At 39.3% G+C, this 22587-nt stretch carries 24 protein-coding genes and 6 tRNA genes; 8 read left to right on the top strand and 22 right to left on the bottom strand.

Translation table 11 applies throughout. From position 1 onward, the window contains the following. Positions 1–81: 81 nt before the first annotated feature. Positions 82–152 (bottom strand) — tRNA-Trp (locus IPF86_03235). Between the two features lie 53 nt (positions 153–205). Between IPF86_03235 and IPF86_03230 the strand changes: the two genes are divergently transcribed. Further along, positions 206–1234: a methyltransferase domain-containing protein gene (locus IPF86_03230; GenBank protein QQR50068.1), complete on the top strand. Its 1029-nt coding sequence runs from the start codon at positions 206–208 to the stop codon at positions 1232–1234. 20 nt (positions 1235–1254) lie between these two features. On the opposite strand, the gene rpmG is transcribed toward IPF86_03230, so the two are convergent. The 9 genes from rpmG to IPF86_03185 all read right to left on the bottom strand — a co-directional run bounded on the left by rpmG (position 1255) and on the right by IPF86_03185 (position 10499). After that, complete coding sequence (gene rpmG / locus IPF86_03225; GenBank protein ID QQR50067.1) at positions 1255–1413, bottom strand: 50S ribosomal protein L33; 159 nt, start codon at positions 1411–1413, stop codon at positions 1255–1257. Positions 1414–1595: 182 nt separating this feature from the next. After that, entirely contained in the window at positions 1596–2150 is a 555-nt protein-coding gene (gene msrA, locus IPF86_03220) for a peptide-methionine (S)-S-oxide reductase MsrA (GenBank protein QQR50066.1), read from the bottom strand. Positions 2151–2612: 462 nt separating this feature from the next. Continuing rightward, the gene (locus IPF86_03215) at positions 2613–3188 is read right to left on the bottom strand and encodes a hypothetical protein (GenBank protein ID QQR50065.1); all 576 of its coding nucleotides are present in this window, start codon (positions 3186–3188) and stop codon (positions 2613–2615) included. A 6-nt stretch (positions 3189–3194) separates the two neighbouring features. Continuing rightward, positions 3195–3983, bottom strand: a complete 789-nt coding sequence (locus IPF86_03210) for a hypothetical protein (protein ID QQR50064.1) — start codon at positions 3981–3983, stop codon at positions 3195–3197. A 129-nt stretch (positions 3984–4112) separates the two neighbouring features. Then, a tRNA-Tyr gene (locus tag IPF86_03205) sits at positions 4113–4198 on the bottom strand. A gap of 85 nt (positions 4199–4283) precedes the next feature. Beyond that, positions 4284–5672, bottom strand: a complete 1389-nt coding sequence (locus IPF86_03200; GenBank protein ID QQR50063.1) for a hypothetical protein — start codon at positions 5670–5672, stop codon at positions 4284–4286. A gap of 76 nt (positions 5673–5748) precedes the next feature. Next, complete coding sequence (locus IPF86_03195; protein QQR50062.1) at positions 5749–8442, bottom strand: AAA family ATPase; 2694 nt, start codon at positions 8440–8442, stop codon at positions 5749–5751. A gap of 76 nt (positions 8443–8518) precedes the next feature. Continuing rightward, on the bottom strand, positions 8519–9268 hold the full coding sequence (locus IPF86_03190; GenBank protein ID QQR50061.1) for a hypothetical protein: 750 nt from the start codon (positions 9266–9268) through the stop codon (positions 8519–8521). A gap of 16 nt (positions 9269–9284) precedes the next feature. After that, on the bottom strand, positions 9285–10499 hold the full coding sequence (locus IPF86_03185; GenBank protein ID QQR50060.1) for a cysteine desulfurase: 1215 nt from the start codon (positions 10497–10499) through the stop codon (positions 9285–9287). Between the two features lie 39 nt (positions 10500–10538). On the opposite strand from IPF86_03185, the gene IPF86_03180 reads away from it, so the two are divergent. From IPF86_03180 to IPF86_03160, 5 genes are all read left to right on the top strand, one after another. Continuing rightward, the gene (locus tag IPF86_03180) at positions 10539–11000 is read left to right on the top strand and encodes a DUF4446 family protein (GenBank protein ID QQR50059.1); all 462 of its coding nucleotides are present in this window, start codon (positions 10539–10541) and stop codon (positions 10998–11000) included. Next, positions 11000–12505 (top strand): translation initiation factor IF-2, encoded by a 1506-nt coding sequence (gene infB / locus IPF86_03175; protein QQR50058.1) that lies wholly within the window; start codon positions 11000–11002, stop codon positions 12503–12505. Before IPF86_03180 ends, infB begins: the two co-directional genes overlap by 1 nt. Continuing rightward, a complete protein-coding gene (locus tag IPF86_03170; GenBank protein QQR50057.1) occupies positions 12498–12836 on the top strand; it encodes a ribosome-binding factor A in 339 nt (112 codons plus the stop codon). Before infB ends, IPF86_03170 begins: the two co-directional genes overlap by 8 nt. A 63-nt stretch (positions 12837–12899) precedes the next feature. Further along, positions 12900–12972: transfer RNA gene (locus IPF86_03165), tRNA-Lys, on the top strand. A gap of 164 nt (positions 12973–13136) precedes the next feature. Beyond that, positions 13137–13688, top strand: a complete 552-nt coding sequence (locus tag IPF86_03160) for an SAM-dependent methyltransferase (protein ID QQR50056.1) — start codon at positions 13137–13139, stop codon at positions 13686–13688. A 3-nt stretch (positions 13689–13691) separates the two neighbouring features. On the opposite strand, the gene IPF86_03155 is transcribed toward IPF86_03160, so the two are convergent. The 4 genes from IPF86_03155 to IPF86_03140 all read right to left on the bottom strand — a co-directional run bounded on the left by IPF86_03155 (position 13692) and on the right by IPF86_03140 (position 15206). Beyond that, positions 13692–13775 (bottom strand) — tRNA-Leu (locus tag IPF86_03155). Positions 13776–13794: 19 nt separating this feature from the next. Next, positions 13795–13866: transfer RNA gene (locus IPF86_03150), tRNA-Cys, on the bottom strand. 2 nt (positions 13867–13868) lie between these two features. After that, a tRNA-Leu gene (locus IPF86_03145) sits at positions 13869–13955 on the bottom strand. A 117-nt stretch (positions 13956–14072) separates the two neighbouring features. Next, positions 14073–15206 carry a hypothetical protein gene (locus tag IPF86_03140; protein QQR50055.1) on the bottom strand — a complete coding sequence of 378 codons (1134 nt, stop codon included), beginning with the start codon at positions 15204–15206 and terminating at the stop codon, positions 14073–14075. 181 nt (positions 15207–15387) lie between these two features. On the opposite strand from IPF86_03140, the gene IPF86_03135 reads away from it, so the two are divergent. Further along, positions 15388–17052: a hypothetical protein gene (locus IPF86_03135; protein QQR50054.1), complete on the top strand. Its 1665-nt coding sequence runs from the start codon at positions 15388–15390 to the stop codon at positions 17050–17052. 131 nt (positions 17053–17183) lie between these two features. On the opposite strand, the gene IPF86_03130 is transcribed toward IPF86_03135, so the two are convergent. Next, positions 17184–17870, bottom strand: a complete 687-nt coding sequence (locus tag IPF86_03130) for a glycosyltransferase family 2 protein (protein ID QQR50053.1) — start codon at positions 17868–17870, stop codon at positions 17184–17186. A gap of 200 nt (positions 17871–18070) precedes the next feature. Here IPF86_03130 and IPF86_03125 point away from each other — a divergent pair, with 200 nt between their 5' ends. Beyond that, positions 18071–18586 carry a hypothetical protein gene (locus IPF86_03125; protein QQR50052.1) on the top strand — a complete coding sequence of 172 codons (516 nt, stop codon included), beginning with the start codon at positions 18071–18073 and terminating at the stop codon, positions 18584–18586. Positions 18587–18661: 75 nt separating this feature from the next. Here IPF86_03125 and IPF86_03120 read toward each other — a convergent pair whose 3' ends face one another. The 7 genes from IPF86_03120 to IPF86_03090 form a co-directional block, all read right to left on the bottom strand. Further along, positions 18662–18979: a hypothetical protein gene (locus IPF86_03120; protein QQR50051.1), complete on the bottom strand. Its 318-nt coding sequence runs from the start codon at positions 18977–18979 to the stop codon at positions 18662–18664. 1 nt (position 18980) lies between these two features. Continuing rightward, a complete protein-coding gene (locus tag IPF86_03115) occupies positions 18981–19283 on the bottom strand; it encodes a hypothetical protein (protein QQR50050.1) in 303 nt (100 codons plus the stop codon). A 100-nt stretch (positions 19284–19383) separates the two neighbouring features. Further along, positions 19384–19746, bottom strand: coding sequence for a hypothetical protein (locus IPF86_03110; protein QQR50049.1), 363 nt, complete (start codon positions 19744–19746; stop codon positions 19384–19386). A gap of 1 nt (position 19747) precedes the next feature. Next, positions 19748–20137, bottom strand: coding sequence for a hypothetical protein (locus IPF86_03105; GenBank protein ID QQR50048.1), 390 nt, complete (start codon positions 20135–20137; stop codon positions 19748–19750). 15 nt (positions 20138–20152) lie between these two features. Further along, on the bottom strand, positions 20153–20566 hold the full coding sequence (locus tag IPF86_03100) for a hypothetical protein (GenBank protein QQR50047.1): 414 nt from the start codon (positions 20564–20566) through the stop codon (positions 20153–20155). Positions 20567–20569: 3 nt separating this feature from the next. Continuing rightward, the gene (locus IPF86_03095) at positions 20570–21871 is read right to left on the bottom strand and encodes an extracellular solute-binding protein (protein ID QQR50046.1); all 1302 of its coding nucleotides are present in this window, start codon (positions 21869–21871) and stop codon (positions 20570–20572) included. 96 nt (positions 21872–21967) lie between these two features. Then, positions 21968–22495 (bottom strand): class I SAM-dependent methyltransferase, encoded by a 528-nt coding sequence (locus IPF86_03090; protein ID QQR50045.1) that lies wholly within the window; start codon positions 22493–22495, stop codon positions 21968–21970. Positions 22496–22587 lie beyond the last annotated feature (92 nt).

Below are 22587 nucleotides of genomic sequence, written 5' to 3'. Positions count from 1 at the left end.
CTACCCCGCCTCGCGCCGGTCTTCGACCGACTTCGTGCGCTCCGGCCTTCGATTCCCCCAAAGATAACTTCTTCGAAGTTGCGGGCGATGAGGGAATCGAACCCCCGCCAGCGGTTTTGGAGACCGCTGTTCTACCACTAAACTAATCGCCCTAATATTTGAATACTATAGCAAAGTAAGCTTATTTGTGCTATTTTGCCTACTAATGCTACAAACTTTTCTTAAACTTACATTTATTCCAGGATTAAAAGAAGTTGTCCTCGATGAGACAAAACAATACCCAGAATTTACCATTGTAAAAAGTACAAACAATGCGATATATCTTGATTTTATTCAAAACACAAGAAATTTGCTTAACCTTAGAAGTGTAATGAATGCCTATCTTGTTAAACAAGACGCGAAGTATAATCCCCTTTATGTATCTAACCATAAATCAATACTTGGGGAACTAATTGAAACTGTTTTAAACACTAGCAATGATACATTTACAACATTTAAATTAAGCTGTGCAGGTTCTGACACCAAAGAAATCCAGGCAATAAAAAAATTTATAACAGAAACATATACAATCACTGAGACAGAAGATGCTGATTTAGAAATCTATATAGGTAAAATAGGAACAATTTGGGAAATTGGAGTAAGACTTAGTGGGCGTCCCCTATCCTTAAGGGACTATAAAGTAGCAAATATAAAAGGTGGCCTTAACCCTACTATTGCCTATGCAATGAATACTTTCTGCAATTTAAATTCACAACATTCGTATCTAAATATCTTTTGTGGTAGTGCAACACTACTTATCGAAGCGGCAGATATAAATCCAAACTTACATCTTGTAGGTTTTGATAATAATGGAAAAACTGTATCAGAAGCAATAAAAAATATAAAAAAAGCTGGGAGTTTAAAAAAGATTACTCTTAAAACTGAGGATATTTACTCGACACCAACCATAGGTACTTTCGATGTTATTACTTCTGATCTACCATTTGGTATGCAAATCGGCAAAGGTGAAGATCTACACAAGCTCTATACATGTTTTTTAGACTACAGCGAGAGATCTCTAAATCCTAATGGAATACTAGTTGCATACACATCCGAACATACTCTTTTGCACACACTGCTACTGCAATCAAAATTTACTATCATAGAGATTTTGGATCTTACAATACCTACTGCAAGCGGTGCATATTTACATCCAAAAATATTTGTTTGTAAGGTAAAAGTTACTGAAAACTAAAAAATCCCTTAAGGGATTTTTTAGTTTTTCTTTGCTTCCTTAAACATGATATGTTTGCGGAGTTTTTTACTGTATTTTTTGAGCTCAATCTTGCGAGTCACGAGCTTCTTGTTTTTCCGAGTCCAATAGACCTCTTTTGTGTCTTTATTGGTCAGCTTAATTAATTGTTTTTGCGGCATGGGAGTATCTTAGCATGAAAAAAAATCCTTGTAAATACTTATTTGAAGCACCAAATATACTGTTTTCTCCTTTCGAAAACTCACCTCGCTTTGCGATGTTCAAACCGTTCTCAACTCAAAAACAGCACATGTAGTGCTTTGACTTACTCTGTTCGCTGCTCACTTATTGCTATTTACTAGTTTTACTCCTTCCACTGCACCTTTTTATCATCACGGATTTGGCACACTTGGTTCACAAAGTCTTCTCTGCCTGAGCCTTTGCGATACATACCATAATGTCCTGGATTTTTATCAGCATAGTCTTGATGATAGTCTTCAGCATTGTAGAATACTTGTCGTGGCAATACTTCAACTGCGATCGCTTTGTCATAAATACCGCTTTCAGCGAGCTCTTTGAGTAAACTTTCTGCAATAGCTTTCTCTTCCTCATTTTCGTAGTAAATTGCTGTTTTGTAACTTTCACCACGATCAGCAAACTGACCTCCTGCATCAGTTGGATCAATGTGGTCCAAGAAAAACTGACAGATTTTCTTGAAGCTTGTTACTTCGGGATTATAGGTCACCAGAACTGACTCTCTGTGCCCTGTTGTTTCCTTTACAACTTCACTATACCTTGCTGTATTTTCGCTTCCTCCTGTATAACCTGAAATTGCGTTGTTGACACCAGTAAGCGCCCTCAAGTCATGTTCAGTGCACCAGAAACATCCTCCAGAAAATATAACTGTTTGTGTATTCATGTTTCAAGTATAGCAAAGCTGTCAAGTAAATGAGATATAATTGATTTTTTTGTGCGTCGGGAAGGAATTTCTCGGCCGACTGCCACAGGTATTTTTCGATCCGTAATACACGGATAACGAAAAATCTTTCGAATCCTTACGAAAGCCAAGTAGTTGGCTTTCTCTCGACGCACAAGACAAAAATCCCTTTCGGGATTTGTTTGTGTCTCTATTGTACCAAGCTCGAACAATTTTTCAAAACAAACACTAATCGGACATCCGTGCACTGAAGCGCCTCTGTGCGAAGCACAGAGCTTTCCCAAAGGGAAAAGACGGAGTGTACGAATACAAATGCGAGTTCGGTTTTTGAAATTCGGCGGGGTTTAAGCTTCCGCCCCGCAGGAGGAGTCTGGGGAGGAATGGGAGGCAGATTCATTTTGGATTTTTGGTGGGCGGGTATTAAAAAAGAAAAACTGGCTGAATTTATTTAAGTACTTTCAGATTAGTAGAAAATAAGCCAAACTCATTTAGCATTTCACCGAAAAGCTTTTTCTTTTTTACAAAACTCATTTTTTGTCTTTTATTAAAAAGAGAATCGTCAGCTCCAAAATCTATTCGTGCAACACCATCTTCAAATTGAGTAAGTTCTAATATTGGATTTTTTCTTTTCTTATTAAATTTAGAAATTAGGGAGTGAATATATTTAACTTTCTTCTGATTATTCTCTCTCCATTTTTTATACTCTCGTGTTTCACCGTTTTTTGTAGAAGAAAAAATATAATTAATATATTCATGATTACCCATTTCTTTGATGTTCTTTTTGCCAATTTTAGTCAGGTATGATTTAAGGAATTTATTTTCACTCAAAAATCTAAATTTTGGCTTTTTTGATAATTCAAAAACTATACAGGGCGCAATCAAACTTTCTTTATCAAGAATTCCGTCTGATATTTGTATAGTTAAACCGAAATCTTCTAAAAATAGACCAGTAGTTAAAAGACCAATATTTTTGACCTTAAATTTTTTCTCTAATTGTTTTATTCTTAGATCATCTTTCATAAAAATTTATTCTTTAGCTTTCTCAATAATTTTTGTTAGATATTTTTTGGCTACATCACCTGAAATTACAATTTCTGCTTCTCCGAGATTACCAATAATCACTTTACCTTCTTTTGCCAAATCTAAAAAATCTTTTACCGGTATTCGAAATTCTCCATATACTGGATATCTCTCATATCTACCAATCCAATTCTCAACATCTGCGGAGGTATGAACTGCTCCTGCTTCATGGGATCCACCAGAAAACAAACTGGAATCCATCATTTCTTGCGCGGATGCATTTTTTCCTTGCTTAATTAAATGATTCTCATCTGCAGCATGGCGAATAAGAACAATATTTCCTGCTTCAATCTTAAGTTTCGCTACACCTGCAAACGTACCATCTTGTACAGCCTCTCGTGGAGCACTCATATAGGGCTCACAATATTCTGCAAGTTTTATCAAGACTTCTTCAGGTTTTAGTAAATCATAATTAATATTTTTTTTATCTAGGTGTTCTTCAGTGACTCCTAATTGTTTTCTCAGTTCCTCAATCTTTTTTTGATCAGCTTCACGTCTTTGTGTTTTTAGAATTTCAAAATCTAATCCTTTATACTGCGAAGGAATTTCATTTAATTCTTGTTTCGTTTTTTCATCAGGTGGCTCTACAAGTTTTTTTTTGACACCAGATATAAATGATTCTGGCAAACCTTGAAAAATGGAATCTTTAGATTCTCCGTTTTTTATACGATTGACGTATTCTTCAATTTTTTTCTTTCCGCCAGTAAGAGGTTTGCGGTTATCTAAAGATTCCATAAAGTATTCATACTTTATCATTTTTAGATATTTTTTCCAGTTACCCGCCCGTAAAATCAGGGCAAACAGAATGGGCGTGCCTTCGGCACGCCCATTCCTTGGTTTCGAAGAAACCGCTAAGTTCTATTCTGGTGCGTCGGGAAGGATTCGAACCTTCGTAGCCCGAAGGCGACAGATTTACAGTCTGTTGTAATTGACCACTCTACCACCGACGCAATACATCGATTATACTTAAAACTTCATATTTGTCTAACGGCAACGAATAAATACCTCATGTAGGCAAGAGTTTTATCCTAATTTTTATTTCAGCCCTAATATTTGTATAAATTTTGCTTCAGTAAGACCTGGACACGTCTCCTCACCCCGGGGCGATAAAATCATGACACCTCTGATCAATTTAAGACCCGGGCATACCTTTTCTAGTTTCTGAAATACCGGCATCAGGTCTCGCGATGAATTAACATACACAGATCTGTTTTTAGGATTAAATGAAAGGAAGGTCTCATTACCCAGGGCTTTTGCACTGAGAAATCCAAACTCGAATGGTGGAAACGTATTAACATACATTTTTTTTGGATCATCTTTATCTGGTAACTGACCATAGTTATGATAGGTAAAAGTGCCGAGATCCTTAGTTTCAGTACGAATAGCTTCTCGCCTTGCAATGATATCTGCGTTTTTGGCAGACCAAACTGAATATTTTGCAGTTTCTTGTAATGTCTTAACTACTTCATGTATGGTTGAAGTTTTAATTTCATATATATCTTTAAATATCGCTAATGTTGCCTTTTTCTCTTCATCTGACTTTTTCTCAGGATCTTTTGCTAGAAGTGCATTTTCTTCTTTGGTGGCTTTCCATCCTTTCTTAGTGACTTTTTTCGTGAGAAGAAAGTTTTTATCTTTTCCTGTAAGTTCATCCTCTGTAAACGGTTTCCATGGATCTCGTTTCTCCTCAAAAAGCTTGAGGATCATATCGAAAGGTAATTCTTTATACAAAGCATAGAGAGATTTTGGCCACGCACTTTGAAACGATCCCTCATTAAACATTCTTTTACCATCTCGCATATCATCAACATATGACAGGTTATCAGCTGCATTAACAAATTTGACGAAGTTGTTGAGCCACGGCTTTTCTCTCCAGGTATCTGAATGGCCTAACACTTCCGCCATAATGCTTGTTGCAGATGTTGGACGTTTTTCTTTCTCTTTGCCATGGTGGTCAATATATATAGTTTTAGTGCCATTTTGAGTTTCTACAGAAAATGATTCCTCTCCAGTATCAATATGCACAATCACTTCACCACGTTGTGTAGGATTAATAGCTTTTGATCCTTTAGGGACAATTTCACTATAGGCTCCATCGCGATTCAGATCTCCCATATTATACGAGACAAGCGGTTTGCCATTTTTGGTAAGTGTATTAAGCAAGTACGTTGCCCCCAAAACATCAAGATCAGGCTCCGAGATTAAATGTTTCTGTCCACCTAGGAGCTCCTTGGTATTACCATGCACCACAATTCGGTCGACACCTTGGGCAAGCAACTCACGAATTTCTTCTATGCTGCTATTGCCTTCCTCACGTTTTTTAGGATATTTGCTAATTACCTGATTTTCGCCATATGCATCCTCTGGCTTGGGCCTAGTCCCCTTTTTTGTCTCGATTAATGATGGTGCTTTTCTTCCTTCCATGTGCCAATTCTACAGTTTCTTAATAGAGAAGTCTACAAGTATAAAAACGAAAACACCCATTTGGGTGTTTTCGTTTTTATACTGTTTGCTCTGAATTTCTCATTTGAATCGAACTTTTAATCCTTGCTTTACTTTTCATTTTCTTAGTTTCAATTGTAAGCTCATTGTCTTTAACATCGACAATAACGGCATCACCTTTCCCAACGCCACCTTCGATGATATGCATTGCAACAGGACTCAAAATCTTCGTCTGGATGAGACGATTGAGTGGGCGCGCACCATAGTGGGGATTGTATCCTTCTTTAGCGAGATACATATATGCCGCATCACTTAATTCTAATTTAATTTCTTTTTGCCCCAACCGCTCGATCACCAGCTGTACTCGAATCGTGACGATTTGTCGGATAACTTCTGGAGATAACACATCAAAGACAATCACTTCATCGAGTCGATTTAGAAATTCTGGGCGGAAGTAATCTTTGAGACTTTCTAGTACGCGCTCTTTCATAGAAGCGTATTCAGCTTGAGTATCTTTGGCGGTAAAGCCCATTGATTCCATTTTATCGATAAAGTTTGATCCGCTATTAGAGGTCAATATAATAATCGCATTTTTGAAGTTTACCACTCTTCCCTTTCCGTCAGTCATACGACCTTCATCCAAGACCTGGAGAAGTATATTGAAGACTTCTGGATGTGCCTTTTCAATTTCATCAAAAAGTATCACTGAGTATGGGCGATGACGGATGGCTTCAGTTAGTTGTCCAGATTCATCGTAGCCAACATATCCTGGAGGAGAGCCTAGCAATTTCGATATACTATGCCGTTCCATATATTCACTCATATCAATCCTAATAAGCGCTTTATCATCATTGAACATAAACTGAGCCAATGCTTTAGTTAGCTCTGTCTTTCCCACACCTGTCGGGCCCAAAAATATAAAGGATCCGATAGGACGATTTGGATCGGCGATCCCAGCCCGTGAACGTCTCACAACATCAGCGATCTTTTTGATAGCTTCATCTTGCCCAACCACGCGCTTTTTAAGTTCAGCTTCCATGCGCGCAAGCTTAGTACGTTCTTCTTCGAGCATTTTTACAAGTGGTATGCCAGTCCAGCGTGATACCACTTCAGCAATATCCTCTTCAATTATTTCTTCCTTTAGAATTCGGCGTGATTTTTGCAATTTTTTCAAACGATTTGATTTGGTTTCAAGCTCCTTTTGCAGTGTTGGAATTTTGCCATAGCGTATCTCTGCAGCACGCCCTAGGTCAGCTCGCACTTCTGCAGACTCAGCTTCGAGGCGAAGTGCCTCTAATTCTTTCTTAATACTCCTGATTTCAGTAACCGTCTCCTTTTCATTTTGCCACTTGAGTTCAAGTTCCCGAGTCTTTTCTTTAAGATTAGCAATTTCCTTGTCGATGATTTTGACACGAGCTTTGGTAGCTTTATCTGACTCATGAACTTCAAGCTCTTTTTTAAGCGCTTCTTTTTCTATTTCAAGTCGCATAATTTTCCGATGCGCCTCTTCGAGTAGTGGTGGCTTGTTCTCAAGTGCGATCCGCAGTGCCGATGATGCTTCATCGATCAGATCAACTGCCTTATCAGGCAAGTAGCGATTGGTTATATAGCGCGACGAAAGCTGGACAGCTGCGATAATTGCATCGTCTGTAATTCTAACGCCATGATATAACTCATACTTTTCCTTGAGCCCACGCAATATTGCAATAGCATCCTCAGGTGATGGCTCATCAATAAAGACTGGTTGGAATCGTCGTGCGAGTGCTGGATCTTTTTCGATATGCTTCTGATATTCCTTCAGTGTTGTTGCTCCGATAGCTCTGAGTTCCCCCCGAGCAAGTGCCGGCTTTAACATATTTGCTGCATCGAGCGATCCTTCAGTTGATCCTGCACCAACTATTGTGTGAATTTCGTCGACAAATAAAATTATCTTGCCGTCAGAACGCTCGATCTCTTTCATAATAGCTTTGAGACGCTCTTCAAATTCTCCCCGATATTTAGTACCAGCCAAGAGTGACCCCAGATCAAGCGAAACAAGTTCTTTATCTTTTAAAGATTCTGGCACCTCACCTTTTGTGATTCGAAGTGCAAGCCCCTCAACAACAGCGGTCTTGCCGGTACCTGCCTCACCGATGAGTATTGGATTATTTTTTGTACGACGAGAAAGAATCTGCATAATGCGCATGATTTCCGTATCACGACCAATCACAGGATCCAGCTTATCTTCGCGTGCAAGCTTAGTGAGATTTCTTGTAAATTTAGTTAGGACACGGAATTTCTTTGGCGTCTCAGCATCAGTAATATTATTTGCTCTAAACTCTTCGAGTACTTTAAGTATTTGCTCTTTAGTAATTCGAAACTTACTGATGATTTCTTTTGCTTCAGATGGTACTTCGAGTATCGCAACGAGTAAGTGCTCAGTTGAAACAAATTCATCTTTAAGATACTGCGCAATTTTACTTGAGTGCTCGATCACTTGGGCCAAATCAGGGGTAAGAAATATTTGATACGAAGGTGAAACTGTAGTACGTGACTCAGCAGATTCTATCGATTCGAGCAATGAATCAGTAAGGAGAACCGTATCTACTTCGAGTCGGTCAAGCACAGAAATAACCATTGACTCTTCTTGTAACACAAGTGCGGTCAATAAGTGAATCGAGTTAACGTGATTTTGCCCACGCTCGATTGCCAGCTCATGAGCTTTGCGTATGGCTTCTTTGGCTTTTGTTGTGAAATTATTGAATGGTTGCATATGTATAGTATAACGAATGCGTCAAGTATTAATGACTGAATCTACATTATGAAACTTTATAATATTTTGTCAATGCCTATGGTTGCAACAGTTCAGTGAGCTTACTTGGATTTTGAATTATAGGCATATGTAAAGCGTCATGATCAACAAACCCTAATAATTTCCCATCGAGTCCAAATATCGGCAATCCAGTAAGCTCAGTGGTCAACGGGACCGTTGTTTCAAATGCTTGAGAACTATTTTCGCCTATAATTTTTGTCACTGTACCTTTATTAATAAATGTACCTTGAGGTCCCAAGAAAAGTACAACTTCCCCAATTTGTGGTGACCGTGAACTAGTAATTGGCAGTGGCACAAATGTAAATGCTATGCCTGGCTTTGGTAATATTCTATACAGTGCCAAATCTCCTTCGGTCCGTACATATGTCGTATCATATATTTCTTTGTTGATTGATACAGTAAAAGGGTTAGTGAAGTTAAGTACATCAACCATCGCGACATGACCTTGTGTATCGAGTACAGTCCCTGTATACGAATCTGTGTTGACAGATGAAGCAACTGTGACTACTGCATTTTTATATTTTGCAATAACAGCAAGTAATTTATCTTGCTCACTCACCAAAACTGACTGCACAGGTGTTACTGTATCCTCAATTGGATTTTTCTCTATTGTTCGCTCAATAACACGATTGATAACACTTGTAACTGATGCTGGTGTTGTGCCTAAAAGCGTATAGGTCGCTATGGTAGTCGCAATCGAAGTAACAAACGTGATGAGAAGCAAGAGGAAGACAAGTTGTGTTTTTGTTAAGTCTTCAATATTCATACTAAAAGTATAGCATTTAGGATTTTTTACGTACAGTATTATATTTTGCAAAAATTGTTTTAAGTGACGCAATAAAATGTATCAGCTCATTTTTTGTTGTTGATCTGCCCATTGCTATGCGTATACTTCCCTCATCGTGAGTATTTTTACCAATAGCAGCGAGCACATGAGAGATTTCAGGGTCATCAGATTTGCAAGCACTCTTTGCAGAAACTGAAATACCTTTTGCGTCTAGTTCTATGACCAAAAGTTCACTAGTAAATCCCGGGAATGTAACATTGAGAATATTTGGCAAGCTCACCTCACTACTTCCATTACTACGCATGGATGGGAAAGCTCGCAAGAGTTCTAATGTTAAAAATTTTTTAAGTACCAGCAATCGCAGCGTTTCTTTTTCTTTTATTTTCTCTGTTATTTCGAGCGCTTTAGCAAATGCAGCAATCAGCGGTGCACTTTCTGTGCCAGGCCGCAATCCCTGTTGTTGATCACCGCCAAATAAAATAGGAGTAACGAGAACTCCTCTTTTTATATAGAGCATACCAATACCTTTTGGTCCGTATAGCTTTGAGCTGCTTGCGGTTAGCATATCAATGCCGAGCGCAGGAATACGAATTGGCAAATAATTGATTGCCTGGGCTGCATCTGTATGGAAATATGGATATGAGCTTTTATTTTTCTTTCTTGCATGGCGTATTTCTTTTGCAATTTCGCGAATTGGTTGTATAGTGCCGATTTCATTGTTTGCATACATGATTGAAACTAAAATCGTCTCAGGTGTTATTGCCTGCCGAATACTTTTTGGTTCAACAATACCTTCGCTTGTCACCGACAACAACGTCACGTCAATCCCCTGCTTTGTAAACTGCTTCACTGTCTCTAAAACAGCCACATGTTCAATTGCACTTACTAGTATATGTGGCCGACGGTTTTTCCAGGCAACGTCAGTCATAATTCCCCGAACGACTCCCTGGATTGCAAGCGTATCGCTTTCTGTGCCGCCGCTTGTAAAAATAATTTCATCTGCATGGATGTCGAAAAGTCTCGCTATACTTGCTGTTGAATCTTCAATCAGTTTTTTTGCCTGTTGTCCTTCAAGGTAGAGCGCACTCGGGTTACCGAAGAACGTCTTCGTCGTTTTTGTGAGAATATTGTACACCGATGTATCTATCGGAGTGCTCGATGCATGGTCAAGATATATCCTCTTATTTTTTTTATTAGTGTTTTTTTTCATTTTACGAAAGTCGATTTATAGTATATAATCTCTGTCTCAATGCAATCAATCACTATTGTCGTCATATTAGTCATTTTACTTGCGATCGCACTCGCTGTTTTTACTATACACACCCACCGCAGGCTAGCCAAGTTTTTCCGCGGTAAAGATGGACAATCTCTCGAAGGACAGATCAATGCACTCAATCAAGAAATTAGCCAAATACGATCCGAAAACAAACAGATAAAGGGAGAGCTCTCAACGATTAACCACAAGCTCGCGACAGCAATTCGTGGCGTTTCCATGACTCGATTTAATCCTTTTCCTGATGCTGGTAGTAATCAAAGTTTTGCGATTGCACTAACAGATGAACACGGCGATGGCATTGTACTTTCGAGTCTCTATGCACGAGAGCGAATGAGTGTATTCGCAAAACCAATTGTACGCGGCGAATCAACGTATGAACTTACTGACGAAGAGAGTACAGTTGTTACAAACGCAATAACCAACAGTAAACAATAATGAAAAATGCAACTACACCTACAAGCATAGAGCGTCCCCCTGTTGTCGTTGTCATGGGACATATCGACCACGGCAAATCAACCTTGCTTGATTTTATTCGGAAGTCGAACAGTACCGCAGGTGAAGCCGGAGGCATTACTCAACATTTATCTGCCTACGAAGTTATCCAGAAGCATGAAGGCAAAGATAAAAAAATTACCTTTCTAGATACACCAGGTCATGAAGCATTCACCAAAATGCGCGAACGTGGTGCGATCGCCGCAGACATTGCCATACTCGTCGTCTCAGCAGAAGACTCTGTCAAAGCACAAACAGTAGAAGCTTGGCAAACTATTTCCGAAAGTAAATTGTCACTCATCGTCGCTATTAATAAAATCGATAAGCCAGGTGCCAATATTGAAAAAGTAAAAATTGATTTAGCGGAAAAAGGTATTTACCTCGAAGGCTATGGCGGTGATGTACCAGTCGTTCCTATATCAGCTAAAACAGGCGATGGCATACCTGAACTTCTCGATACCATACTCCTCGTTGCAGAAGTAAAAGAATTGCGTGCCGATCCAACCCTCCCAGGCGTTGGTGTGATTATCGAGTCTCATCTTGATCGCAAGCGCGGCATATCATCTACTCTCATCATTAAAAATGGCACCGTAACACGCGGAAGCTTTATTGTTGCAGACAAAGCAAGTGCGCCTGTTCGAATTTTCGAAGACTATACGGGCAAGAGCATCGATAGTGCAACAGTATCATCTCCTATTGCTATTGCAGGATTTTCTGAGCTACCACCTGCTGGTAGTGTCTTTGCGACCTTTGCTACTAAAAAAGAAGCTGATGCATGCGTACAAAATTTTTGCGCCAACAATCAAAAGATTGTACCTGATGCCTATAGTGTTCCCGTAGGCACAGTCACTATTCCGATAATTATTAAAACAGATGTCCAAGGTGCAAGTGAAGCAGTAGTTAAAGAATTGAAAAAACTCGAACTCGAAGAAGTGAAATTTAAAATTCTTGATAGTACAGTCGGATCAATCGGCGAGAACGATATTAGACTCGCGGGCTCTGATCCAACCACAATAATTCTTGGCTTTAATACGAAACTAGATCCACGCGCACGTGACTTGAATGAGAAAACTGGCGTCACCATCAAATTATTTGATGTTATTTACCATATGAATGATTTCCTAAAGGAAGAAGCGGAGAAACGTAAACCCCGCAAGGAGGTACTCTCGGTCACTGGACGACTTAAAATTATTAAATGCTTCAGTAAGACAAAAGAAAAACAAGTCGTTGGCGGTAAGGTTACCGAAGGTAAAATTGTCGATGGCGGAACAGTAAGAATTCTTCGCCGTGATTTCGAAATCGGCAAAGGTAATATTGTCGGCATCGAGCAAGGCAGAGCAAAAGTAAAAGAAGTAATCGAAGGCGTCGAGTGCGGCATTTTGATTGAATCAAAAGTTGAAATCTCAGCTGGCGACATACTTGAAACCTTTGTAACTATCTATGAATAATCCACACCGACACGATCGAATAGAAGAACTTATTAGAGAACTTGCAGCAACATTTATTGAAACTATCAGTAACAGAGATGCGTTGGTTTCAGTAACGAGAGTGATCGTCTCACAGGATGAAAAAAGTGCGACAATACTACTTTCAGTTCTTCCTGATTCTAAACGCGAACAAGTGCTTGATTTTATCAAGCGCAACTTAGGCGAACTTCGAACATACCTTATGGAACATATGCGAACTCATTCCATCCCCTATTTGGATGCCATGATTGATGGTGGTGAAATCAACCGGCAGAAGATTGATGAGCTTCTACTTGGTGACAAAGACCGATAACTGGATTTTGTTATAATTTTCGGTATACTGATTTTGCATTCCTAATTCGTAATTAGAATATTTGCGCCCGTAGCTCAGTTGGTAGAGCAGCTCCCTCTTAAGGAGATTGTCGTAGGTTCGATTCCTACCGGGCGCACAAAGTGCGGGGCACTTTGTGCGAGGCGGAGCGCGACGGCGCGAGCCAGGGTCGGGAAAGTTTTCAGTAGAAAACTATTCCTGACCACAAAGATGGACTTGTGCGAGCCGCAGGCACGTCGGTGCCGAGGCGGGGTCGCAAGTATTAATTTCAAAAATCATCTCATGACCCTCTACTATATTTTCCTTACTCTCCTCATCATCACTATCCTCTTTGAGCTCATAGCGCTCATTATGCTTATTCGAGGCAAAGCCAAAACCAAGGTCCCATTTCTGCCAGTTCCAGAGAAAATGCTCCCCTATATTTACGAGGAATTACATTTGTCTCCGGATGCCATCCTGTATGACCTCGGTTGTGGCGACAGCCGAGCGCTTCGCTACGCTATGAAAAGAAACAAAACTATCCATACGGTCGGTGTTGAGTGGGCAGACCTTCCCTACTACACTGCAAAGTTTTGGAATACCTTTTGGTCAAAGAGAAATCTAACACTCATCCACGGAGATTTTTTTAACGTAGATATTCATAATGCCACACATATTTTTATGTACCTCTTACCAAAAGTTATGGATGCATTGCTACCTAAACTAAGGCAGGAACTCAAGCCTGGCACTCGTATCGTCTCATGTGACTTTAAGTTTAAAGATCTCGCCCCGATCGAGACAAAAAAATATTCATTGCCTCGCGGATACCATACGTTGTATATCTATGAAATATAAATGTGCCCAGGGCGGGAATCGAACCCGCACGACATTGCTGTCTGGGGATTTTAAGTCCCCTACGTCTACCAATTCCGTCACCCGGGCATGTTAAATATCAAAACGGAGGCCTAGGGCGGAATCGGACCGCCGTATAAGAGTTTTGCAGACTCTTGCCTTACCACTTGGCGACTAGGCCGTTGGTGCCGGGAAGAGGACTTGAACCTCCATGAGATTACTCTCGCTTGCTCCTAAGGCAAGTGCGTCTGCCAATTTCGCCATCCCGGCATGTATCCAATATATTGAATAGCTTTTGCATCATAGCTTATTTTTGATTAAAAGTTAAGGACCAGATATAAAAAATCCCATGCATGAATGCATAGGATCTGTTCACTTACTAACTTCTTAATAAACGTAGTCAAACATAATGAATTTTCCTGAAAAATCAAATACTCCCCATTTCGCATCGTCAACACTTTTCTTACATTCAATGTTTTTCTCATTAATATCCACCCTTATATACTCCATGGGAAGAAGTAATTTTTTTGACTTAAAATCAAAGACACCTGTCTTATTGTCAAAGGCTACTGTAAAGAGCCCATCTTGCGCCTTATCCCCAACTGAACTAACTTTAATATCAGTTGAGTAGCATTGCCCATTATACAGAGTACAATATGTAAGAAAGTTTTTTTCAATATACGCAACTATACTGTCTGTAACAAAACAACGCCTCCCAGTATTATTTGGTGAAATAATAATTTTACCTTTTTTATCTACAATTCCCCACATACTACTTTTCTCTTTTGAGATAAGGAAAAATTTCCCTCGACCATCATATCGATAAAACGTCATATCTTTATCATTATCTTCAATTGAGAAGGCATTATTATTATTTCTCAAATCAATGAGTCCAGCGATATTTTTGTTTCTCCAATTAAGACACCCATCAGTAAAATATATATTTTCGTATGGACCAAATTTATATTGTCCACTGAATGTGTAGACTAACTTTCCTTTTGTCGAATTAACAATAAAAGCACTCTCCTGCCAACGTGCAATATCCGGGAGACTGTCAGTGGCAGGCACTATGATCTCTCCATAAATATCATACACACTATACGCCGTGCCTTTTTTTGTTCTGATAAAAACGCCGTTTTCTTTTGCATCCAATAACTCATACGAGTCAAATTGACCCGGTTCAAATAGAACTTCGTCGTCAATAACTAACCCATACATTGATTTCCAAGTTTTTGGGTCAGCAATTTCAGTGACAAAAAAATAATCGGAATTTGTTGGATATGCATCTCGTTTTTTTACGATTGCATTCTGGTGAATTGTTTTATCCATATTTTCATTCAGGTATAAATCATAAACCCTATCATATCGATATACACCAGAATCAGTTGCTTTATGAATTGCCCATTTGCTGTTTCTTTCAGAAATAACAAACGTTGATCCATCTGCTGATGTATCATTTTTTTTATTGCATGAAGTAAGAATTACAATCAACAAAAAGAAAAACAGGATTTGATTTTTCATGTATTTTTTATTTTAGGTTAGAAATGTAATCAGGTTTATCAATCTCTGTTACTTTTTGAGACAGACAAAACTGATTACATGCAACCTTTGTCAAAGTACCTATATAGACAACATAATATCATAAATATACCTATTTGTCAATAATAGATTGGAAATAAAGGTTTTTGGGCTATTATGGGATATGGCTATATCTCATAACCTTACGAAATATCAAAAGTTCTTTCCGCTAGCTGTATTTCTCTTTTTCTTTCTCTTTACACTCTGTATTCGCCTCCAATCCTTCTCACTATCATCTGCCGATGATCCGTACTATCATGCGATGCGTTCTGCAAGTATCTGGAGTAACGAAACGATACTGATGCCAGTATTCTCTACCCTTTCCGATAAGCCTGTTAATCTCTATGCGCTCTATCACGTCACCATGGCACCTTTTACATTCCTTTTCCAAGGAGATAACTACCAGGCGCTCATAATTGGAGATAAAATATATCATTCACTCATTAACGGATTACTATTCCTGACGTTTTACTTAGTGATTTCCAGATGTCTGTTTTTAATCAATAGCAGACTCAGCAAAATCCCAACTGCACTCATAGGGACGATTCTCCTTTTTGCTGTTTCACATATTTTTAGCTTCCGTATTTTATTAGAGCGGCCGCATACGATTTCGATTATCTTTATGCTTATCGTCTTTGCCTGCTTAGTAAGGCAGAGATACACCTGGTTATTTCTATCCATTTTTCTATTTCCATTCTTTTATTCTGCCTCATTTTTAATTCTTATCCCACCAGGAATTTATTTCCTTGCGTCACTTTTCTATCATGGCAAGCAATCTTTTCTTGTATCAATAAAACCACTACTTATCTCTTTTGCAGCACTTGCCGTCGGTATAGCTACCCGACCAGATTCGCTCCAGTACCTGTACAATGGCTACCTGGTGCATATACTCACGATTTATAGAACGATATTTACCGATACCCCAGGTCAACCAGCAGAACTTGGCAATGCACTAGGCAATATTGCCCACGAATATTGGGTAGCATTGTTTGCTATATGCTTCCTGACAACACTCTACATACTTTTCACTCGCGGCAAACGAGTAGTATCTTTTACAACGTGGTTTTTATTTTGCCTGGCTAGTTCGTTCGTTATTGGATTTTTTGTTGTTGAACGCACGATTGAATACGCATTTCCTTTTGCATTACTATATGTACTGACAACTATCACTTTGTATATACCGATCCTTAAACAGGATATATACGAAGTCACTGCTATACATCATAAATTCCAAGACTTACTACGTGTCTTATACAGAATGTTCATCGACCATGCAAAAAAGTTTAGAATACTGGCATTCCTTTTTATGGCACTTATATTTGTCGCTCAAACCACCAGCATGATCCGTACAGAGAGAAAGGCACCGAGCTACCTTATGTACAAGGGTGCGAGCGAATACCTGCAAACTCATGTAATCCCAGGATCAATCATCTACACACCACGATTTGGTATGTTTACGGGACTCTTTTTCTTTAACCCAACACTTCAGTACACCAGCGGCCTTGATCCGACATTTACCTATATGCATGATGAGACACTATATTATAAAATGCTCCACCTAAACTCTGGTGAGCTTATCTGTGGTGAACCAACATGCAGCCAAGGCGAAGATGCATACGCATTCCTACAAGATACAATAAAGACCCAATTTGTCTTTATTGATACGCGTTATTTCTTACAAAATAAAAACAAGCCAACATTTCAAAAGCTTTTGGAAAATGACCCCAGATTTACTAAAGTATTCGAAGACGCGACATTCCCCAATGTCCGAGTGTATAGCCTTAAATAATATAAGTCGATACTTATTGTTGAGGTGTGGATTTTTAAGATGCTTGTGAGGCTGGCGAGCCGAGTACGAGGAATTTTCTAGCAAGAAAATATCCGTCTTCTTAAAAATCCACGCCGAAAATTATTTTCTGTTTAGTCAACAATTCGATACTTTATAAGTGTCCACAATGCACCAAAACCATCTCGAAACCACGATAACTTCTTGCCTTCACTTTTAGTACGGCGATGATATGTTATCGGTACTTCAACGATAGATATATGCTTTCTTAGGATTTTTGCTGTTACTTCTGGACAAAACGCAAAACCAGATGTTTCAAATGTAATATTTTTGATTACTTCTCTTGTAAATAATTTGTAGCATGTCGGTTCATCAGTAAGTTTTGAGCCATACAACACATTAGTTACCTCTGTAATAAATCCTGTTCCCCAAGGTCGAAGATTTTTTGATAGAGGGGTCATATATCTCGAACCATATACAACAGGTGCGTTAGTATGAAGCATCGGTTCCAAAAGTTTCATATACTCGTTGGGATCATACTCAAGATCTGCATCTTGGATCAAAACAATATCCCCTGTTGCGATCTCAAGTCCTGTACGTATTGATTTGCCTTTGCCTTCATTTACCGCATGATGTACGACTTGGATTACTGCATCATCTTGATAGCTCAAAAGAATATCTCTGGTCTTATCTGTCGAACCATCATCAATTACGATAATTTCTTTTGTTACATCCCCAATCGGAGCCTTTTTTACCCTTTCGAGAACTGTTGCGATAGTTCTTTCTTCATTGAAGCAAGGGATGAGAATAGTTAATTTCACTCTCCTATCCTAGCAAATAAGCCTTATTTTATAAAGCATTTTAGATATCACAGCTACTTGACATTTATAGTTGTATATGCTATACTTATATCAGAAAGGTTCATTACTTCGTAGTTTGGTTTTGGTTTGAGTGAATGATTGTGAGCACATCTTTGTGCCTAGAATCATTCATTCTAAACCTTTCAAAAAAACCATACACTATGAAAAATTCAATAAAAATTCTTACTTTTGTTTTTGTTACATTATCATTTGCAAGCTGCACGAAAGGCAGCGAGCTGTTTGGAATAGGTGGAGAGGTAGCCCCGAACACTTCACCAAACGGTGAGTGGTTCTATACTCATGACTATACAGGAAAGATCTCCTGTGCATTCAGTATTAATCAACCAGCACAATTTTATGTATATATTTCAACAAGCGCACCACGCCCTTGGGGAGATACGTGGAACGTAAATGTGTGGCCGTTAAATGCCAGCGTGCTTGGATTATTACAGTCTTCAATTTCAAATAATCCATGGCCGGTATTTACAGTAAGGTTGAGTGATGATGGATCGCAGCCAATTCAGGCAATGCAAATGGCATATGACCAAGCTAAAGCTGCAGGAGCTGCTGGTGCATATGTACTTGGCTTCGTGACTCCTTTTGAGGATAGCGCAGACAACAACACGGTTAAACTTCGTGTAAGTCCAGGTACATGGACACCATTATTCCCCCATTAAAAAGAATTTTTATTACAGCAAAAGCCGCCCCTCATTTCTGAGAGCGGCTTTTTTTATTTCTATACCATGCAATATCTAACGTGGATTTGGAATATTGATATTCGTGACTCCGAGTGTGTTCACGATAATATTCATAATCGCATACACCGCAATCATAATGAACATACCGATAACTCCGTAGAGCATGTGAGCCTTGCCTGTTTTCCTAGCATCTTCACTGGTTGAGTTCGCGAGAAATTCAACGACACCATACATGAAGTAGACCAGCGCAACAGCGAACATGAGAATGATGAGTGGATTCAATATGACTTTATTGATTTTCGCTAGGAGCGAATCAACAGAACTCTCGATTGGACCCGCTGCATATGCCCTCTTGATGAGATCAAGAAACATATTAGCAGTTACCACCTGTTCCTGGAATACAAGGAATTTGGTTCGTGTTGAGCTGGTTATTAGTTGCTCCGCCAAAAAGTGTATTCTGAAGAATGCCAACAAGACCCCAAATCGCTACGATAACAAAGAGTCCGACGATACCAGAAACTATGGTTGTGCGGCCTTCTTTCTGCTGCTCTTCATCTTTCGCTGTAACGTATTTGATAACACCCCAGATAAAGTAGATAACACCTAAGGTGATCAATATTGGAATGATAACATTTAATATACCTCCAATTTTAAGTAAGACTGATGTAATTGTCATAAAAACAGTTCCTAAATTTTATTAATAATTGCCTTCTCTCCGACCAGGATGAGATAAGCTGTATATGGATTAAGTATACTAGAGCATGCTTAAAACACAACTAATAATTCGTCGGTAGTAGTGGAATAACGTTAGCTGTACCAAACGTATTAACCAAAATATTCACCAATCCCCAAATCGAGACCATAACAAAGAGCCCAATAATGCCCCACATAATAAACAACTTGCCTTCTTTGCGCTTGGTCTCATCATCAGCATGTAAAATAAATGTAAGGATACCCCAGATGAAACAAATGAGTGCGGCTGCGATCAAAAGCGGTATAACTGATTTGCTAATAAGGCAAGTAAAGAAATTAAGAAAGTCAGCGACAGTCTTGATACTAGCGGGACAAAACGAAGCTGTTACAGCAGCTTTGCCGCCAGTTAGATCAGCGAAGGCAGTTTTAGCAAATAGATCTAGCATATTACGCGCCGAGCTGGTTAATAGTGCCTTGGATAGCTTCCGCAATAACCCACGCACCTAATAGGATCGCAGAACCTACGAGTGTATACAGCAATGTAGCTTTAGCAGTCTTTAGTTTCTCTGCATTGCCTGTAGCTGTCACAAAAAGGAAGCCAGCATAAATGATAAATATAACGACGATCGGTATACCAATCTTAAGCACAATACGAAGTATTTCCTCGACGAATGCTGGCAATGTATCAATTTCAGAACTGAGCGGGTTTGCAATATTTATATCGAGACTAATGCTTTCAGTTGATGTAGCATCGAGTGCATAGACAATACTCGCAAGTCCCATAACAAAGAGCACCGGTATTACAATCACTACAATCGAACTAAGAAGTTTTTTCATATACATAAGTATACCTTACATTTCTATACCAAGGAAATTAATTTTAACTCCTAATGACACCAAGATCGTCTTCACGATGAGCCATGATGCAAGCGCCAGCACCAGGCCGATAACTACGTTTATCATCATATTTTTTGCTTGTGTGCGTTTGGATTGATTTGAGCCTTCAGTAATAAATATAAATCCTGCCCATGCAAAGACGATGGCCGCTATCGGTAGAGCTAATGTAAAAATCAAGAAATTAATGACGGTATTAATCAAAATCATAATGTCAGTAAAGGTACACATTGCCTGCTCGCTCCCGTCCGGGTTGTAGCCCCCACACGGCACGAGACCTTTCGAAGCATCATACGTAGGTTCTGCAAAAACTGGCACTGCAACGAAAGAAGCAGCGAACATAAGCGTAACAAGGAGGTGTTTTAGTTTCATATATTATTTACCTAGATATAAAGATAATGTAGCTTGCGCATCAGTCAACACTTGTGCGGGTGTTGCTATGCCAGTTGTAATATCCTGAAGCATTTTTGCAAAAATCGCATCAGTTTCTTTGGTATTTGGATCTATCCACCCTCGAGCGTTCAATGCTGCAGTATAGAACACAAGAAGCGCCGGATCAGTAGGACGCTCAGCCAACAAATCACGACGCACTGGTGGTAGTAGCAAATTTGGAATAATCGTATTCATAAAATCTTTTCCCGTAAGAAGCGCCGCTACAACATAGGCTGTTGTAAGATTTCGAGATGAGTTCATCACCATAAGCCCTTCGAGATTGCCATAGGTTGCCTTCGTATCACCTTCCGCTGTCTGAGGAATAGTGACGACGTCAAAATTAAGATTTGGATTTTTATCATGCAGTGATGTGAGCTCACTCGCGTATCCTATATACATCGCAACATCACCAGCCACGAACGCATCACGTGCATTCGGGAAAACAGCATTCCAAGAATAATTACTAACAGCTGGGTTCGCAAAACTTTGGTAAAAGGCTAGCGCATCTTCTGATGCTTTACCAGAAAAATTACCTTTGAATGTTGGATTGATTGTATCCTCATTTCTGTCATAACTCATGATTGGATTCCCAGCTTGGAAAAGTAGTGTTGACATGATTGCTTTGGCATGTGTTGTATTACCAAACGTTCCGAGCGCGATAGCACTGCGGATAATATTGCCATTGGCATCTTTGTTGGTAAGTAACGGTACATCAGTAATGACATCAGTCCATGTTCGTGGATAATTGACTATACCAGCGTTGGTAAAGTAATCCCGATTGTAATACAACACCAAGGGATCAATCCTAAACGGTAGTGCCAATATTCCATCTTTAAAGAGGTACATATTTGCCTCAGGTATAAAGGTATCTAGATACGATCGCTCACTATAGCCAGTGTAGGGAATCATGTACGCTTTATCTTTGAAGTGCCAGAGAAGTTCAGATGGCATGAGGACAAGATCAGGACCCTTGCCAGAGGCTAGTGCTTCGAGTAATTCTTGGTCCAAAGTCTCAATATTTTTCTTGACGTATTTGACGTTATACGGCTTTTTGAAATTAAAATCCTCAAGGGGCTTTGCTAATACACCACCATCGAGTGTTCCCCACATGACGACTTGACCCTCAGCACCACCAACAGCCTTGCTTGCCTTTGTGGGAACTTTAATAATTCCAGCAAAAATTGCTACAGCAACAACAAAAGCAACAACAAAAGTAATCGACAGACCAATTTGAAAATTATTCATGCAATTTTAGGTATGACAACGTATACATTTGTCGTTATGCTAAAAATGTATACTACTAGTATAGTACTTTTTGTAAAGAGAATCTACTAACTCAGTTTATTGCTTGCGAAATAGTACGCCGTAATGATGCGATCCGCATGGAACATCGTTGCCGACACTAAAACCGACTTGGGCAAATAATGCAATCGCTTTGTCTTTGGTAATGACTGCATCACTCTTTGGTCCCATGCCACCAAAAGAATCCGACCAGTCAATAAAGAGTACTTTACCCCCAGGCTTAATGATTCGCCCAATTTCTTTCATAAAGGTAAACGTATCTTCAATCTGGAAAAGCACATTTGAGACTACCGCAGCATCGAGTGAATTGTCAGCAAGTTTCGTGCTATTCATTTTCTCCATATTAACCCATAGGCATTCAACATTTGTAATATGGAGACTTTGAAGTTCATGGCGCAATCGCTCCAATACTTCTTTTTGCACTTCAAAGGAGTACACCTTGCCCGCTTTGACGATGTTCGCAAGGGCGATTGTGTAGTGACCTGAACCTGATCCCATGTCAGCCACATGCATCGTATCAGCTAATTCGAGATATTTTATTGTTGAGGCTGGGTCAATGAATTCCATATACGCTAAGTTAGAAAATGTACCAAATTAAAAATTTCTCTCCTCTCAAACTCGTCCCGTAAGACGGGACTCAGACAGTGTTCGGTTCGAAA

The sequence above is a fragment of the Candidatus Nomurabacteria bacterium genome (assembly GCA_016699085.1).
Classification (GTDB): domain Bacteria; phylum Patescibacteriota; class Minisyncoccia; order Phycocordibacterales; family UBA9973; genus CAZLWF01.
The sequence above is the reverse complement of the archived record's forward strand: the minus strand, read 5'-3'. Positions and strand labels throughout refer to the sequence as shown.

Coding starts and splice junctions, on each gene's coding strand:
- IPF86_03115 (QQR50050.1), bottom strand. CDS start 19,283: ATGACAATTACATCAGTCTTACTTAAAATTGGAGGTATATTAAATGTT.
- IPF86_03090 (QQR50045.1), bottom strand. CDS start 22,495: ATGGAATTCATTGACCCAGCCTCAACAATAAAATATCTCGAATTAGCT.
- IPF86_03140 (QQR50055.1), bottom strand. CDS start 15,206: ATGAAAAATCAAATCCTGTTTTTCTTTTTGTTGATTGTAATTCTTACT.
- IPF86_03200 (QQR50063.1), bottom strand. CDS start 5,672: ATGGAAGGAAGAAAAGCACCATCATTAATCGAGACAAAAAAGGGGACT.
- rpmG (QQR50067.1), bottom strand. CDS start 1,413: ATGCCGCAAAAACAATTAATTAAGCTGACCAATAAAGACACAAAAGAG.
- IPF86_03160 (QQR50056.1), top strand. CDS start 13,137: ATGACCCTCTACTATATTTTCCTTACTCTCCTCATCATCACTATCCTC.
- IPF86_03170 (QQR50057.1), top strand. CDS start 12,498: ATGAATAATCCACACCGACACGATCGAATAGAAGAACTTATTAGAGAA.
- IPF86_03105 (QQR50048.1), bottom strand. CDS start 20,137: ATGAAAAAACTTCTTAGTTCGATTGTAGTGATTGTAATACCGGTGCTC.
- msrA (QQR50066.1), bottom strand. CDS start 2,150: ATGAATACACAAACAGTTATATTTTCTGGAGGATGTTTCTGGTGCACT.
- IPF86_03185 (QQR50060.1), bottom strand. CDS start 10,499: ATGAAAAAAAACACTAATAAAAAAAATAAGAGGATATATCTTGACCAT.
- IPF86_03195 (QQR50062.1), bottom strand. CDS start 8,442: ATGCAACCATTCAATAATTTCACAACAAAAGCCAAAGAAGCCATACGC.
- IPF86_03125 (QQR50052.1), top strand. CDS start 18,071: ATGAAAAATTCAATAAAAATTCTTACTTTTGTTTTTGTTACATTATCA.
- infB (QQR50058.1), top strand. CDS start 11,000: ATGAAAAATGCAACTACACCTACAAGCATAGAGCGTCCCCCTGTTGTC.
- IPF86_03180 (QQR50059.1), top strand. CDS start 10,539: ATGCAATCAATCACTATTGTCGTCATATTAGTCATTTTACTTGCGATC.
- IPF86_03120 (QQR50051.1), bottom strand. CDS start 18,979: ATGTTTCTTGATCTCATCAAGAGGGCATATGCAGCGGGTCCAATCGAG.
- IPF86_03230 (QQR50068.1), top strand. CDS start 206: ATGCTACAAACTTTTCTTAAACTTACATTTATTCCAGGATTAAAAGAA.
- IPF86_03210 (QQR50064.1), bottom strand. CDS start 3,983: ATGGAATCTTTAGATAACCGCAAACCTCTTACTGGCGGAAAGAAAAAA.
- IPF86_03100 (QQR50047.1), bottom strand. CDS start 20,566: ATGAAACTAAAACACCTCCTTGTTACGCTTATGTTCGCTGCTTCTTTC.
- IPF86_03110 (QQR50049.1), bottom strand. CDS start 19,746: ATGCTAGATCTATTTGCTAAAACTGCCTTCGCTGATCTAACTGGCGGC.
- IPF86_03215 (QQR50065.1), bottom strand. CDS start 3,188: ATGAAAGATGATCTAAGAATAAAACAATTAGAGAAAAAATTTAAGGTC.
- IPF86_03190 (QQR50061.1), bottom strand. CDS start 9,268: ATGAATATTGAAGACTTAACAAAAACACAACTTGTCTTCCTCTTGCTT.
- IPF86_03135 (QQR50054.1), top strand. CDS start 15,388: ATGGCTATATCTCATAACCTTACGAAATATCAAAAGTTCTTTCCGCTA.
- IPF86_03095 (QQR50046.1), bottom strand. CDS start 21,871: ATGAATAATTTTCAAATTGGTCTGTCGATTACTTTTGTTGTTGCTTTT.